The 15128-nt window shown below is 62.1% G+C and carries 12 protein-coding genes; 10 read left to right on the top strand and 2 right to left on the bottom strand.

Annotated elements, in window-relative coordinates; translation table 11 throughout:
- Positions 1-4: 4 nt before the first annotated feature.
- Both ACYQ3S_RS02855 and ACYQ3S_RS02850 read left to right on the top strand, forming a co-directional pair.
- On the top strand, positions 5-1177 hold the full coding sequence (locus ACYQ3S_RS02855) for an NAD(P)-dependent malic enzyme (protein ID WP_459687233.1): 1173 nt from the start codon (positions 5-7) through the stop codon (positions 1175-1177).
- A gap of 15 nt (positions 1178-1192) precedes the next feature.
- Complete coding sequence (locus tag ACYQ3S_RS02850; protein WP_459687232.1) at positions 1193-1963, top strand: EcsC family protein; 771 nt, start codon at positions 1193-1195, stop codon at positions 1961-1963.
- A gap of 35 nt (positions 1964-1998) precedes the next feature.
- Here the strand turns inward: ACYQ3S_RS02850 and ACYQ3S_RS02845 are convergent, their stop codons facing one another.
- Both ACYQ3S_RS02845 and ACYQ3S_RS02840 read right to left on the bottom strand, forming a co-directional pair.
- Positions 1999-3408 carry an FtsX-like permease family protein gene (locus tag ACYQ3S_RS02845; RefSeq protein ID WP_459687231.1) on the bottom strand — a complete coding sequence of 470 codons (1410 nt, stop codon included), beginning with the start codon at positions 3406-3408 and terminating at the stop codon, positions 1999-2001.
- Positions 3401-4165, bottom strand: a complete 765-nt coding sequence (locus ACYQ3S_RS02840) for an ABC transporter ATP-binding protein (protein WP_459687230.1) — start codon at positions 4163-4165, stop codon at positions 3401-3403. Before ACYQ3S_RS02840 ends, ACYQ3S_RS02845 begins: the two co-directional genes overlap by 8 nt.
- A gap of 236 nt (positions 4166-4401) precedes the next feature.
- On the opposite strand from ACYQ3S_RS02840, the gene pyrH reads away from it, so the two are divergent.
- The 8 genes from pyrH to ACYQ3S_RS02800 all read left to right on the top strand — a co-directional run bounded on the left by pyrH (position 4402) and on the right by ACYQ3S_RS02800 (position 15110).
- Positions 4402-5124, top strand: a complete 723-nt coding sequence (pyrH, locus tag ACYQ3S_RS02835) for a UMP kinase (RefSeq protein WP_107630647.1) — start codon at positions 4402-4404, stop codon at positions 5122-5124.
- A 1-nt stretch (position 5125) separates the two neighbouring features.
- Positions 5126-5680, top strand: a complete 555-nt coding sequence (gene frr, locus ACYQ3S_RS02830; RefSeq protein WP_054326191.1) for a ribosome recycling factor — start codon at positions 5126-5128, stop codon at positions 5678-5680.
- A gap of 89 nt (positions 5681-5769) precedes the next feature.
- On the top strand, positions 5770-6522 hold the full coding sequence (locus ACYQ3S_RS02825; protein ID WP_459687229.1) for an isoprenyl transferase: 753 nt from the start codon (positions 5770-5772) through the stop codon (positions 6520-6522).
- A gap of 24 nt (positions 6523-6546) precedes the next feature.
- Positions 6547-7365, top strand: a complete 819-nt coding sequence (locus tag ACYQ3S_RS02820; protein WP_459687228.1) for a phosphatidate cytidylyltransferase — start codon at positions 6547-6549, stop codon at positions 7363-7365.
- Between the two features lie 58 nt (positions 7366-7423).
- Entirely contained in the window at positions 7424-8569 is a 1146-nt protein-coding gene (locus ACYQ3S_RS02815; RefSeq protein ID WP_459687227.1) for a 1-deoxy-D-xylulose-5-phosphate reductoisomerase, read from the top strand.
- A 21-nt stretch (positions 8570-8590) separates the two neighbouring features.
- Positions 8591-9628, top strand: coding sequence for an RIP metalloprotease RseP (gene rseP / locus ACYQ3S_RS02810; protein ID WP_459687226.1), 1038 nt, complete (start codon positions 8591-8593; stop codon positions 9626-9628).
- Between the two features lie 47 nt (positions 9629-9675).
- Positions 9676-10731 carry a flavodoxin-dependent (E)-4-hydroxy-3-methylbut-2-enyl-diphosphate synthase gene (ispG, locus tag ACYQ3S_RS02805; protein ID WP_459687225.1) on the top strand — a complete coding sequence of 352 codons (1056 nt, stop codon included), beginning with the start codon at positions 9676-9678 and terminating at the stop codon, positions 10729-10731.
- 2 nt (positions 10732-10733) lie between these two features.
- Positions 10734-15110 carry a PolC-type DNA polymerase III gene (locus ACYQ3S_RS02800; RefSeq protein ID WP_459687224.1) on the top strand — a complete coding sequence of 1459 codons (4377 nt, stop codon included), beginning with the start codon at positions 10734-10736 and terminating at the stop codon, positions 15108-15110.
- Positions 15111-15128: the final 18 nt, after the last annotated feature.

Below are 15128 nucleotides of genomic sequence, written 5' to 3'. Positions count from 1 at the left end.
CAATATGGATTTGAAAGAACGCGCGCTCAAGGCGCATGAGCAGTGGGGCGGCAAGATTGAGGTCGTCGCGCGGTGTGAGGTAAACAGCAAGGAGGACCTTTCGGTCGCCTACACGCCGGGCGTGGCCGAGCCGTGCCTCAAAATCAAGGAGGACCCGTCGCTGAGCTATACCTATACCCGCCGGCATAACCTGGTTGCGGTCATTACGGACGGCACGGCCGTACTTGGCCTGGGCGATATCGGCCCTGTCGCCGGCATGCCGGTGATGGAGGGCAAATGCGCGCTGTTCAAGGCGTTTGCGGATGTGGACGCGTTCCCGCTGTGCGTGGCCTCCAAGGATGTGGACGAGATCGTACGCACCATCCAGCTTATTTCGGGTTCGTTCGGCGGCATTAATCTGGAGGATATCGCCGCGCCGCGCTGCTTTGAGATCGAGCGCAAGCTCAAGGAGGTCTGCGACATTCCGGTATTCCATGACGACCAGCATGGAACGGCGGTGTGCTGCGGTGCGGCGCTGATTAACGCCTGCCGGCTGACCGGCCGCCGGGTGGAGGATATCCGGATGGTGGTCAATGGCTGCGGCGCGGCCGCGATCGCGGTGACAAAATTCCTGATGTTCCTCGGCGTGCAGCATATCACAATGGTGGAGCGCTTTGGCATCGTCTGCGAAGGGGACGAGCGCCTCAACCCCGCGCAGGCGGAGATGGCAAAACTGACCAACCGCGCGCACATGACCGGCACGCTCGCGGACGCGGTCAAGGGCGCGGACGTGTTCTTCGGCATGTCGGCGCCGCAGGTGCTGACCGCGGAAATGGTTTCCACCATGGCGGCGGACCCGATGGTGTTCGCCATGGCCAATCCGGTACCCGAGATCTGGCCGGAGGACGCCAAAAAGGGCGGCGCGGCAGTGGTCGGCACCGGTCGGTCGGACTACCCGAACCAGATCAATAATGTGCTTGCGTTCCCAGGCATTTTCCGCGGGGCGCTCGATGTGCGCGCCAGCGATATCAATGAGGAGATGAAGCTCGCGGCGGCCAGGGCGATCGCGTACTGCGTGTCCGACGAGGAGCTGAACGCGGAATACATCATGCCCATGGCGTTTGACCAGAAGGTGATACGGGCGGTCGCGGACGCGGTCGCGCAGGCGGCGCGCGATTCGGGCGTAGCCCGCATCTGAACGGCGTAATCACGCGTGGAAAGAGCGGGACGCAGGCGGCTGGAACGCCTGGAAAAACAAGAAAAACGCGCGGCGGCACGGTATGAAAAAGCAAAGCCGTCTGTTTTTGCCGCCGTACAGGACAAGATACCGGACGGTCTGCGCGGCAAGCTGGAGCTGGCGTTCTGCAAGGGGTTCCGGCTGGTGTTTGAAAAGGGGGACGGGCTGATCGGCAAAACCTATGACGCCGACCGGCTCCGCGGACGTTATGAGCAGTACGCCGCCGCGGCGCGGACGAAAGCGACAGGGGCGCGGCTGCGCCGTTTGCGCAGCGGCGCACGGTCGGCTGTGCGGGGCGGTACGGGCGTCGCTCTGGCGGAGGGCGCTGCGCTGGGCGTGCTGGGGATCGGCCTGCCGGATATCCCCTTGTTCCTCGGCGGCCTGCTGCGCGGGCTTTACCGTATCGCGCTCAGCTATGGCTTTGATTGTCACAGCGACAGGGAGCGCCGCTACCTGCTTCTGCTGATCGCGGTTTCGCTCAGCAAGGGGGAGGAGCGCGAGCGGTTGGCGGCGTCCGCGGAGGCGGTGGCGGCCGGCGGCAGTTTCCCCTCTTTGGAGGAATGTATGGACGCGGCGGCCGGACGGCTTGCGGAAGAGATGCTCGCGGCAAAGTTCGTGCAGGGACTGCCGCTGGTCGGTCTGGCGGGCGGGCTGCGGAATGTTCCGGTCTACCGGCGCGTCACGGCCTATGCCGCGCGGACATATGAGCGGCGCTGGCTGCTCGAACAGGAGAACAGGGAAAAATAAGCGGACGCACCCCAGCTTGGCTGGGGTGCGTTTTTCTATGCGACCGTGCGCAGATAGGCGCGTATCGTAATCTGGTAGCAGACAAGGTAAAACAGTGCGAACACCAGCATGGAAAGCGCGATGCTGCCGTACAGCACCAGCGGCGTGTCGATCGAAATGAGTCCCATGAAGGTGGAGAGGAAGGGCGTGGCGAACGCGATGTGCAGCAGGGTCCCGCCCAGCGGCAGCAGGAATACGACGCGAAGTTGCCGGCGGGCTGTGCGCACCGTCATTTCGTCCGACAGGCCGATCGAGCGCAGGATGCGGAAGCGGCCGGCGTCCTCCATGCCCTCGGCAAGCTGCTTGTAGTATAGGACCAGCGAGGTGCAGGCCAGGAAAACCAGTACGAAAAAGACGCCGAGAAAGGCGAGCGTGGTGAACATCATGGTGATGTCCTCCACGGTCACGTTGGCAAAGTTGATGCCGGACTGGCTGTTTGTGACCGCCTGCCCCACGCGGGCGATCACCGCATCCTGTCCAAACAGGACGCAGAGCGAGCAGCAAAGCGTGAACAGGGCGGCGCAGCCGAACAGGCAGATATTGACCAGCCCGGCCGCGTTTTTGCGCAGCCGGTGCTGCAGGCCGGAGACGACAACAAATTCCGAAGCGTCCTCATAAAAGCGCGGCCCTTTGCGCAGGCGGCGCAAAACCTCGGCGATGACGCCGGTAAACACGCCGTAGGTGCCGAGGATGACCAGCAGCAGCGCCAGCGTGAAGCTGGCCAGCGTGGCGCTTCTTCCGCTGGTCAGGGAGAGGAAATATGCGGCGAACAGACATGCTGCGCCGAGTATGGCGGCCGGCAGGCGGCCGCGCATGGGGCGCTCCCCCTGGGTCTGTTCGCGCAGCAGCGAGCAGGGCTGGGTGCGTGCGGCCCGCCACACGCCGATCACAACGAGCACGGCGAAGCAGGCGGCAAAAACCTTGACCGTCGCGAGCAGGGGCGGGAAGGAAAAGCCCCAGACAATGCCGGATGTGACGCCGAGCGCAGCCAGCAGGCCGCGAAAGACGAGCGGGCAGACCAGCGCGCCGCCGGCGGCGCCCAGCAGCATGCACAGCGCAAAGCAGAGTGTGTTTTCAATCAGCAGGATTACGGCGATATGGCGGCGGCCCAGCCCGAGAATGGCATACAAGGCCAGCTCGCGGCTGCGGTTTTTAAGCAGGTAGCTGTAAATATAGACCAGGAACGGCAGGAGGACGACCGGCATCAGGAAATACCCCACGCTCATCAGGATTTGGATATTCCCGCCGTTCGGGATGCTCCGCCCGAACGATTCGTTATATACAAAGGCGGCGATCACAAAATACACCATTGCCATGAAAGCGGTTGCGAGCAGGAACGGCAGGTACAGGCGGCGGCTTCCGTACAGGCCGCGCAGGGCGAGGCGGGGGAGCAGCGTGTTACGCAAGACGGACACCTCCCTGCTGAAGCGCGGTCTGACAGGCGGCAAGGCGGGGGTAAAAGTCCGCGCGCGCCAGCCCTTCTCGGCACACCTCGCCCGCAATCAGGCCGTCGCGCAGGAATAAAACGCGCGAGGCATGGCTCGCCGCATCCAGGCTGTGGGTGACCATGACGGTGGTTTGTCCCTCCGCGTTGCATTCGTCTAGCATGCCGAGCAGCTGCGCGGCCGAGCCGGAATCGAGCGCGCCGGTCGGTTCGTCCGCAAGGAGCAGGTCGGGGCGCGTGATCAGCGCGCGGGCGGCTGCGGCGCGCTGGCGCTCGCCGCCGGATACCTCGTACGGGAATTTTTCGAGCAGCGGCGTGATGCCCAGCCGTCCGGTCAGGGGGAGCAGGCGGGTCTCCATCTCGCTGCGGGCGGTTCCCGCCAGCACAAGCGGGAAAACGATGTTTTCCCGCAGAGAAAGCGTGTCCAGCAGGTTGCAGTCCTGGAAGATAAAGCCCAGCCGGTCCCGCCGGAAGGCGGAGAGGGCGCGGCCGGGGATCGCGGCCATATCCTCCCCGTTGAGCAGGATCCGCCCATCCGTCGGCCGGTCGAGCGCGGCGAGCAGGGTGAGCAGCGTGGTCTTGCCGCTGCCGCTTTCCCCCATTACGGCAACAAATTCGCCCTGTTCCACTGAGAAGCTGACGCCGCGCAGCGCAGGCACCCTGCGTCCGCCAAAGCGGGTCACATATTCCTTTACCAGACCATCCACCGTAAGCAGCATAAAAAAACCTCCATATCAATGTATTAAATTAATGATACAATGATACAACCAAAAAGCGGGATTGTCAACCATTTTTTTCGAACGGAGGAGGAGCAAAAAGTCGGGACGCCGCCCGAAGGCGGGGGAGCGGCCGCGCCGCCCGCGGTTTCAATTGAAAATCGCTAAAACCCTTTGCAAAATGGGCCGTGATAGGGTAGAATAGAAAACAGGAAAATGAAGCAAGAGGAGTGTGGAACATGGAAGCACATAAATATAAACGCGTGCTGATTAAAATCAGCGGCGAAGCCCTTGCGGGCGACAAGCATTTCGGACTGAACTTTGATGTGATCGGACCGGTGTGCGATGTGATCAAGAAGTGCAACGAGCAGGGCTGCGAGATCGGCGTTGTCGTGGGCGGCGGCAATTTCTGGCGCGGCGTCAAGGACGGCGGCGGCAAGATGGAGCGCACCCGCGCCGACCATATGGGGATGCTGGCCACCACCATCAACGCCCTTGCGCTGGCGGACGCGCTCGAGCAGCGCGGCGTGCCGGTGCGTGTGCAGACCGCGATCGAGATGAACCGCATCGCAGAACCGTACATCCGTCAGCGCGCGACGCGCCACCTGGAAAAAGGCCGCGTGGTCATTTTCGGCTGCGGCACGGGCAACCCGTTTTTCTCGACCGACACCGCGGCGGTGCTGCGGGCGGCGGAGATCGGCGCGGAAGTTATCCTGCTGGCCAAAAATGTGGACGGTGTGTATGATTCCGATCCGGCGAAAAACCCGAACGCAAAAAAATACGACCACCTTTCCTACATGGATGTGCTCAATCAGGGCTTGGGCGTAATGGATACCACTGCAACTTCGCTTTCCATGGATAACCACATTCCGATTTTGGTGTTTGCACTTTCCGATCCGGAAAATATTTACCGTGCAGTGTGCGGTGAAAAGATCGGCACGATCGTAGAGGAGGAAAATTAAAATGAAAGCTCAACTGACCGCGTATGAGGAAAAAATGAAGAAAACGCTCGACGTACTGGCAAAGGAGCTGGCCGCAGTCCGCGCAGGACGGGCCAACCCCGCGGTGCTGGATAAGATCACGGTCGAGTATTACGGCGCGCCGACCCCGCTCAACCAGGTGGCGGCCATCGCGACGCCCGACCCGCGCTCGCTTTCGATCCAGCCCTGGGACGCTTCGGTCCTCAAGGCGATTGAAAAGGCGATCCAGACCTCGGACCTGGGCATCAACCCCCAGAACGATGGCAAGCAGATCCGGCTGAATTTCCCGCCGCTGACCGAGGAGCGCCGTAAGGAGCTGATTAAGGGCGTGTCCAAAACCGGCGAGGAAGCCAAGGTCGCGCTGCGCAATATCCGGCGCGACGCGATTGAAAAGTTCAAGGCAGCGCAGAAAAAGAGCGAGATGACCGAGGACGAGCTGCACGAGGGCGAGGAGAAAATGCAGAAGCTGACCGATAAGTACGTCAAGGAGATCGACGGTATGGTCGCGAAGAAGTCCAAGGAACTGGCGGAAGTGTAATGCCTCGAAAGAGGACCGTCCAGCCCTTGGAAGCTGAAAATAACGTGGGGGCGGCGGGAGCGCCGCCCCTTTGCATGGGGGAAGTATAGTTGGGCCTGTTTACACGGAAAAGGAAAAAAGCGCCCGTGCCGGCGGACCGGCCGGTACCGCGCCATATCGCGGTCATCATGGATGGAAATGGGCGCTGGGCGAAAAAGCGCGGCCTGCCGCGCCAGGCGGGGCATAAGGTCGGCGCGGAAACCTTCCGTACGATCGCGACCTACTGCAAGGATATCGGCGTACAGTACTTCACGGTGTACGCGTTTTCCACCGAGAACTGGAAACGCCCGCAGGAGGAGGTGGACGCGCTGATGAACCTGTTTCGCACCTATCTGAAAGAGGCGGCGGAAACCATGTTCCAGCGCGGTGTGGCCGTGCGTGTGCTCGGCGACCTGTCGCCGCTGCCAGAGGATATCCGCGCACAGATACGGGAGGTGGACGAGATCGCCGACCGGCTGGGACCGGATGCCGCGACCGCCTCCCTGTGCATCAACTACGGCGGACGGGATGAAATCAAAAACGCGGTCCGCGCGATCGCGCGGGAGGTCCAGGCAGGCGCGCTGGCGCCGGAGGATATCACCGAGCAGACGATCGGCGCGCATCTGTACACCGCCCATATGCCGGATCCGGATCTGATCATCCGGCCGTCGGGCGAGGTCAGGACCTCGAATTTCCTGCTGTGGCAGTCCGCCTATGCGGAATATTATTTTACGGATGTGCTGTGGCCGGATTTCAAAACAGCGGATATGGATGCGGCGATCGACGCATTCAACAAGAGAAACCGCCGCTTCGGCGGGGTATAAACCGAAAGTTCGGGGTGCAAGGATATGAAAGCAAGAGTGTTGTTCGGCGTGATCGGCTTTGTTTTTGTGCTGCTCGCGCTGTATGTGTTCCCGCCTGTTGTGCTGGAAGCGGCGCTTGCCGCGCTTTGCGTGCTGGCAACGTATGAGGTTCTGGGTTCGACTAAGCTGGTGCATAACCGGCTGGAGCTGCTCTTATGCAGCCTGGTGTCGCTGCTGCTCGCGGCGGGGCATTCGTCGCTGGCCCCGTTTTCCCTGGACTGGACGCTGCGTGGTCTGGCGTTCCTGCTGCTGGTCGGCTCGTTCCTGATTTTGCTGCGCTTTCACGACAGCATGAACGCCTCGCAGGTGTCGTGGGCCTTTTTCGGCGCGCTGCTGGTACCCTACCTGCTGCTCAGCCTGCTGCGCATCTTCCAGATGGAGACGCACAGCGGCCCGTTCATCGTGCTGCTGCCGCTGCTCGCCGCGTGGGGCGCGGATACCTGCGCGCTGTTTTCCGGCATGCTTTTCGGCAAGCACAAGCTCGCGCCGGTCGTCAGCCCGAAAAAAACGGTTGAGGGCGCGGTCGGCGGCGTGATCGGCGGCGCGGTCCTGGTAATGCTTGCGGCGCTGCTGATGAATGTCCTGCTCGATCTGGATATGCCGGTCCGGGCGGCGGCTGTGCTTGGCGGTCTGGGCGCGGTGCTGGGCGAGATCGGGGATCTTTCCTTCTCGGTCATCAAGCGGCAGACCGGCATCAAGGATTACGGCCATATCTTCCCAGGGCATGGCGGGGTGCTCGACCGGTTCGACAGCGTGCTGTTTGTCGCGCCGATGGCGGAGATGCTGTTCCGGTTGATCTGGTAAGCGCGGGACCGAAGGATGCAAAGCCCCGCATCAGGGGCGTGTACAGGAGACTGTTGAAATGAAAAAAATAGCGATTTTAGGCTCGACCGGCTCGATCGGCACGCAGACTGTCGATATTTTGCCGTCGGTTGGGGCTGAAGTCGTCGCATTGACGACGAATAAACGCATAAACTTACTTGAGGAACAGGCGCGCGCGCTGCACCCTGAAATGGTATGCGCATTTGATGAGGCGGCGGCGCGCGACCTGAAAATAAAGCTTGCGGACACGGATATCCGCGTGCTCTCTGGTATGGAGGGATTGACCGCCTGTGCCGCGGAGAGCGGCGCGGATATGGTCGTGACCGCGGTAGTCGGCATGGTCGGCCTGCTGCCCACGCTTGCCGCCATCGACGCGGGCAAGGACATTGCGCTGGCCAACAAGGAGACGCTGGTCTGTGCGGGCGAGCTGGTCATGCGCGCGGCGCGCGAAAAGGGTGTGCAGATCCTGCCGGTGGATTCCGAGCATTCGGCGATTTTCCAGTGCGCGCAGGCGGCGCAGGGCAACCGGCTGGCGAAAATCATCCTGACCGCGTCGGGCGGCCCTTTTTTTGGCTGGACCGCTGCGCAGATGCGGGATGTGACCAGAGAACAGGCGCTCGCGCATCCCAACTGGTCGATGGGCGCGAAGATCACCATTGACTCCGCGACCATGATGAACAAGGGGCTCGAGCTGATCGAAGCCATGTGGCTGTATGACATGGCGCCGGAGGATATCGAAATTGTGATTCACCGCGAGAGCATCGTGCATTCTGCGGTTGAATTTGACGATGGCGCGGTACTCGCGCAGCTCGGGCTGCCGGATATGCGCCTGCCGATCCAATACGCGCTGACCTGGCCGCAGCGCGTGGCCTGCAAGGTGCCGCGCCTGCGCCTGGCGGAGGCCGCGAAGCTGACCTTTTTCGCGCCGGATTACGAGGCGTTTCCGGCGCTCGGCCTAGCCCGGCGCGCGGCGGCGCAAAAGGGCGACCGCGGCGCGGTGCTCAACGGGGCGAACGAGGCGGCGGTCGGCCTGTTCCTCGCGGGCAGGCTCGGCTTTGCCGAGATTGCGGAAAACGTCGCCCGGGCGCTGGACGCGATTCCCTGTCAAATGGAACTCACACTGGACGGCGTCCTTGCGGCGGACGCCGCCGCGCGCGAGCTGGTGCTCGCGCACAGCCCGATCTGACCCGCTGAAAGGAGAACTGCTTTGCTGCAAATCATTCTGGCCATATTAGCGTTCGGCATTCTGGTCATTGTGCATGAATTCGGCCATTTTATCACCGCCAAGCGCGGCGGGGTGCAGGTAAATGAATTCTGGATCGGTATGGGGCCGACGCTCCTTAAAAAAGAGCATAACGGCACGCTGTACTGCTTAAAGCTGCTGCCGTTCGGCGGCGCGTGTGTGATGGAGGGCGAGGACGGAGAAAGCGAAAACGAGCGCGCGTTCGGCAAGGCGAGCCTGCCGCGCCGCATGCTGATTGTAGCGGCGGGTGCGCTGATGAATTTCCTGATCGGCTTCCTTATCGTGCTTGCCGTTATCCGGCCGAACGGGCCGGAGGGGGGCTATGTCGTCGCCACGCTTGACAGCGTGGATCCGGCAAGCACCGCCGCGGCGGAGGGCGGCCTGCAGGCGGGGGACGAGATCCTTCGGGTGGACGGCTACCATATTCTGCTGCGCGGTGATTTTGAAACCGCGCTGGCCCGCGGCGCGGATACGGTCTACGAGGTCGTTGTGCGGCGGGACGGGCGGAAAATAACGCTGCCCGCGGTTACGCTGGCGCCGGCGATAGAGGGGGAGGACGGCCGCATGCTGATCGGGCTGAACTTCGCGGAACAGCCGAACAGCATTGGCATGCGCCTGAATATGGCGGCGCGCACTTCGGTAAATTACGCGCGGCTCGTCTGGTCGAGCCTTGGCATGCTGGTAACGGGACAGGTCGGCGTGGACCAGCTTTCCGGACCGGTCGGTGTGGCGGAGGTCATGGCGAGCACGGCCAAATACAGCATATCGGCGTTTTTGCAGCTGGTGGCGTTTATTTCCATCAACCTCGGCGTGATGAACCTGCTGCCGCTGCCCGCTCTGGATGGAGGGCGGCTGGTATTCCTGCTGATCGAGGCGGTCCGCCGCAAGCCGGTGCCGCCCAAATATGAGGGATATATCCACGCGGCGGGGCTTATGCTGCTGCTTGCGCTGATGGTCTATGTGACTGGCCAGGATATTTTGCGCATCGTTTCCGGCAGATAGGCGGGCGGACCGCCGTTTGCCGCGACAGGCAAAGGAAAGGATGGAATATGAAACAGACAAAGCAAATTAGGCTCCGTGACGTGCGGATCGGCGGCGGCGCGCCCGTTTCGATCCAATCCATGACCAACACGGACACGCGGGACGCACAGGCGACGCTGGCCCAGATCCGCGCGCTGGCCGAAGCAGGCTGCGATATCGTGCGCTGCGCCGTGCCGGACGCACAGGCCGCGGAAGCGCTCAAAGCGATCTGCGCCGCCTCGCCCATACCGGTCGTGGCGGATATCCATTTCGACTACCGGCTTGCGCTGGCGTCGATCGAAGCGGGCGTGGATAAGATACGGCTCAACCCCGGCAATATCGGCGGCGCGGACCGTGTACACGCGGTTGTGCAGGCTGCGAAAGCGCGCCGCATCCCGATCCGCATCGGGGTCAACTCCGGTTCGGTGGAAAAGCATATTCTGGAGAAGTTCGGCGGGCCGACGCCGGAAGCCATGGTCGAATCCGCGCTGTACCATGCCGGACTGCTGGGCGACTGCGGGTTTGACGATATCTGCATTTCCATCAAATCCTCCTCCGTGCCGGACACCATGCAGGCCTATCTGCTCGCGCACGAAAAAACCGCTTATCCGCTCCACCTCGGCGTGACCGAGGCGGGGACGGAATACATGGGTACCATCAAGTCCGCGGCCGGTATCGGCGGCCTGCTCGCACTCGGCGTGGGCGATACCATCCGCGTTTCCCTGACCGATGATCCGGTTAAAGAGGTTTACGCGGCGAAGGCGATCCTGAAAGCTGTGGGGCGTGCGGAGGAAGGCATCAATGTGGTTTCCTGCCCGACCTGCGGGCGCACCCGCATCGACCTGATCGGCATTGCCAGAGAGGTCGAGCGGCGCTGCATGGAAATACGCGGCAAGCGCTTGAAAGTGGCGGTCATGGGCTGCGCGGTCAACGGACCGGGCGAGGCGCGCGAGGCCGACCTCGGCATCGCGGGCGGGGACGGCGTGGGCCTGCTCTTCCGCCGCGGCGAAATCATCAAAAAGGTGCCGCAGGAGCAGCTTGTGGACGCGCTGATGGAGGAGATCGCGCATTTTGAAGGAGAATGACCGTGGCTGGCAAGCTCATTGATATTTTTGGAAACTGTAAAAGCGTGGCGGAAGAACAGCACCTCGCCGGGGGCGAGGTGCGTTCTCTCGCGTTTGGGGATAACAATACCGTGATGGTGGTCGAGCTGGGGCTTTCGCAGGTGGTCAGCCGAAAAGCGATCGCCCGGGCGGAAAAGCAGATCGCAAAGCAGTACGGGCTGGAACGCGTGTGCATCGAGCCGCGCTACAGCATGCCGGACGGGCTGACCGATGCGTACATAGAGTCGCTGTATGAGGATATGGCGTACCGCATGCCCTCCGCGCGCGGCCTGCTCGACTGCGCCAAGTGGAAATACGAGGGCGGCGCGCTGTATATCCCGATGGACGAGGTGAGCGAAAAGCATTTTGCCAACGCGCTGCGCCATCTGGAAGCGCGCATCCGCCGCGAGCTGGATATGGTGTGTCCGGTGCATGCGGTGCGTGCGGCGGCGGAGGACTACGCGCCCCCGTCCGACGCGCCGAAGCGCGAGGAGATTTTGCAGCAGGCGGTTGCGGAAGCAGCGTCCGCGGCGCCGGCGGCGCCCAAGCCGAAAAAGCCGCGTCCCGCGCCTCGGCCGGAAAATACGGGCTACCAGCGCCCGCGCACGGAAAAGGTGCGCGACGACGACCTGATCTTCGGCAAGCTGATACAGGACCCGATCGTGTCGGTCAACGAGGCGATCGCGGCCTACGATATGGTCACCATCCAAGGCGAGGTGTTTTTCACCGACAACAAGGACATCCACAGCAAAAAGACCGGCAAGGACTATGTCAAGATCGCGTTCGATATGACCGACCGCACGAACTCGGTACGTGTGTCCAAATTTTTGGCCGCGGACAAGGCAGGCGACACGGCCTCCCACATCAAAAACGGCCTGTACTGCACGGTGCAGGGCAAGATGGTGTACGACTCGTTTGCCAAGGAGATGGTTTTGGAGCCGACCGGTATCGTCAAGGCAAAAAAGCCCGTGCGGCAGGACAAGGCCGAGGGCATGAAGCGCGTCGAACTGCATCTGCACACCAATATGAGCGCGATGGATGGTATGTCCTCCACTGCGGCGCTGCTGTGCCGTGCGGCACAGTGGGGACACCGCGCCATGGCGATCACCGACCACGGTGTAGCGCAGGCCTTTCCCGAAGCCCTGCATGCGCAGGAGGGCAAGCAGAAGGACATTATCGGGGATATGAAGATCATCTATGGCATTGAGGCGTACTATGTCAACGATGCGGACAGCCTTTCGGTCGTGCGGGGCGGCTCGGTCGAGCCGCTGGAGGGAACGTTCATCGTGTTTGACCTGGAAACCACTGGCCTCAATCCCGCGAGCGAGGAGATCACCGAGATCGCGGCCGTGCGTGTGACCGACGGGGCGATCCACGACGCGTTCCAGACCTATGTCAACCCGCACAAGCCCATTCCCGAGGAAATCACCAAGCTGACCGGCATTTCGGACGAGACGGTCGCGGACGCGCCCGACCTCAGCGAGGCGGTCCCCAAATTCCTCGCCTGGGCGGGGGAGGGGCAGTATCCCCTTGTTGCGCATAACGCGGGCTTTGATATGGGCTTTCTGCGCGCGGCCTGCAAGCGGCTTTCCATCGAGCGGGACTTCACCGCGATCGACACGCTGGAAATGTCGCGCCTGATGCTGCCGCACCTGCATAAATTCAAACTGAACATTCTGGCCAAGGAGCTGCAGGTCGGCCCGTTCGAGCACCATCGCGCGAGCGAGGACGCGGCCGTGCTGGGGCGCATCTTCGTCAAGCTTCTGGCGCGCCTGCGGGAGGAAATGCACGCGCGGACCGTGGCGGATATCAATCCGGTGCTCGCCGCGACGACCGACCGCAAGAACAAGCTGAAAAACCTGCCGCGCTATCACTTCATCATCCTGGTGAAAAACCAGGCGGGGCTGCGCAACCTGTACCAGCTCATCTCCAAGAGCTTTCTCGAATACTACAACAAGCGGCCGATCATGCCGCGCTCGGAGCTGATCCGCCACCGCGAGGGGCTGATCTTCGGTTCGGCGTGCGAGGCGGGCGAGGTGTTCCGCGCCTTGACGAGTAATGCGGAGTGGGACGAGCTGAAACGGCTCGCGTCCTTTTACGATTATCTGGAGATCCAGCCCATCGGCAACAACAATTTTATGATCGGCAAGGGCATGGCCAAGGATGAGGAGCAGCTCCGCGACTGGAACCGTGCGATCCTGCGCCTTGCGGACGAGCTGGGCAAGCCCTGCTGCGCGACCGGCGACGTACACTTCCTCGAGCCCGAGGACGAGGCGTTCCGCCGCATCCTGATGGCAGGGCAGGGCTTCGGCGACGCGGACAACCAGGCGCCGCTGTACTTCAAGTCCACGGACGAGATGCTGAAGGAATTCGCCTACCTGGGCGCGGACCGCGCGTACGAGGTTGTGGTCAGGAACACGAACAGGATCGCGGACATGTGCGACGTGATCCGTCCCGTGCCGCGCGAAAACTACCCGCCGCACATCGACGGCTGCGAGGACGACCTGCGCAATATGTGCTATGAAAAGGCGAGGCGCATCTACGGCGACCCGCTGCCCGAGCTGGTGCAGGCGCGGCTCGACCGCGAACTGAACTCCATCATCGGCAACGGCTACGCGGTCATGTACATCATCGCGCAGAAGCTCGTGACCAAGTCGCTCGCGGACGGCTATCTGGTCGGCTCGCGCGGGTCGGTCGGCTCGTCGCTCGCGGCGTTTATGTCGGATATCACCGAGGTAAACTCGCTCGCGCCGCATTACCTGTGTCCGGACGACAAATACGTCGAGTGGCACGAGGAATACTCCTGCGGCGTGGACCTGCCGGATAAGGTATGCCCGACCTGCGGCAAGCCGCTGACCAAGCAGGGCTTTAACATCCCGTTCGAAACCTTCCTCGGCTTCGAGGGCGATAAGGTGCCGGATATCGACCTGAATTTCGCGGGCGAGTACCAGTCGCGCATCCACCACTACACAGGCGAGATTTTTGGACACGACCATGTGTTCCGCGCGGGTACGATCGGCACGGTGGCGGAAAAAACCGCCTACGGCTATGTCAAGAAATACATGGACGAGCGCGGCATCGAGTGTTCGCGCGCGGAGGAGAACCGCCTCGCCGCGGGCTGCACGGGCGTGCGCCGCACCTCGGGCCAGCACCCGGGCGGCGTGGTCGTGGTACCCAAGGAGATCGAAATTTACGATGTGTGTCCGGTGCAGCATCCGGCGGATGATCCGGATTCGGACATCATCACCACCCATTTTGAATATCACTCGATCGACGCCAACCTGCTCAAGCTCGACGAGCTGGGACACGATGACCCGACCATGATTAAGCACCTGGAAAACCTGACCGGCGTTAACGCGCAGGAGATTCCGCTTGACGATCCGGACACCATGAGCCTGTTCCATTCGTGCAAGGCGCTGAAATACACGGGCGAAAATCCGGATACCGACCCCATCCTGGGCGACCTCGGCTGCCTGGCGGTACCTGAGTTCGGCACCAAGTTCGTGCGCGGCATGGTCAAGGAGACCCATCCCTCGACGTTTGCCGAGCTGGTTTCCATTTCCGGCCTGTCGCACGGCACGGACGTGTGGCTGGGCAACGCGGCCGAGCTGGTGCGCCGCGGCATCCCGCTGTCCGGCTGCATCTGCTGCCGCGACGATATCATGAACTACCTGATATTGCAGGGCGTCAAGCCCAAGCTCGCGTTCAAAACCATGGAAAGCGTGCGCAAGGGCAAAGGTCTGACCGAGGAAATGGAAGCCGCGATGAACGAGCAGAGCGTGCCGGACTGGTACATCGATTCGTGCAAAAAGATCAAATACATGTTCCCAAAAGCGCACGCGGTCGCTTATGTGATGATGGCGTTCCGCATCGCGTGGTTCAAGGTACACCGGCCGCTGGCGTTCTATTCCGCGTATTTTTCCGTGCGCGCCAAGGGCTTTGATGCGTCCTGCATGATCAAGGGCGATAAGGTGTGCATTGACAAGATCAAGGAGCTGCAGATGAAAGACCGCGAGAAGACGATCTCCGCGGCGGAAAAGGAAATGATGACCACGCTCGAGGTGTGCCATGAGTTTTACCGGCGCGGCTTCGCATTTGAGCCGATGGACATTTACACCTCGGCTGCGACCGATTTCATCGTGACCGAAAAGGGACTGATCCCGCCGTTTACCTCGATGCCTGGCATCGGCGAGCAGGCGGCGCAGAACATCGTGGAGGAACGGCGGAACGGCAGGTTCCTCTCCGCCGAGGAGATGGCGGTGCGCTGCCCCAAGGCGTCCAAGGCGGTGGTCGAGCTGCTCGACCAGATCGGCGCGCTCGGCTCGATGCCCAAGACCACGCAGATCAGCCTGTTTGCGTAATACGGGAAAGGATAGGAT

The sequence above is a fragment of the Agathobaculum sp. TL06 genome, assembly GCF_054658635.1.
The sequence above is the reverse complement of the archived record's forward strand: the minus strand, read 5'-3'. Positions and strand labels throughout refer to the sequence as shown.

Coding starts and splice junctions, on each gene's coding strand:
- ACYQ3S_RS02855 (WP_459687233.1), top strand. CDS start 5: ATGGATTTGAAAGAACGCGCGCTCAAGGCGCATGAGCAGTGGGGCGGC.
- ACYQ3S_RS02840 (WP_459687230.1), bottom strand. CDS start 4,165: ATGCTGCTTACGGTGGATGGTCTGGTAAAGGAATATGTGACCCGCTTT.
- pyrH (WP_107630647.1), top strand. CDS start 4,402: ATGGAAGCACATAAATATAAACGCGTGCTGATTAAAATCAGCGGCGAA.
- frr (WP_054326191.1), top strand. CDS start 5,126: ATGAAAGCTCAACTGACCGCGTATGAGGAAAAAATGAAGAAAACGCTC.
- ACYQ3S_RS02820 (WP_459687228.1), top strand. CDS start 6,547: ATGAAAGCAAGAGTGTTGTTCGGCGTGATCGGCTTTGTTTTTGTGCTG.
- ACYQ3S_RS02815 (WP_459687227.1), top strand. CDS start 7,424: ATGAAAAAAATAGCGATTTTAGGCTCGACCGGCTCGATCGGCACGCAG.
- ispG (WP_459687225.1), top strand. CDS start 9,676: ATGAAACAGACAAAGCAAATTAGGCTCCGTGACGTGCGGATCGGCGGC.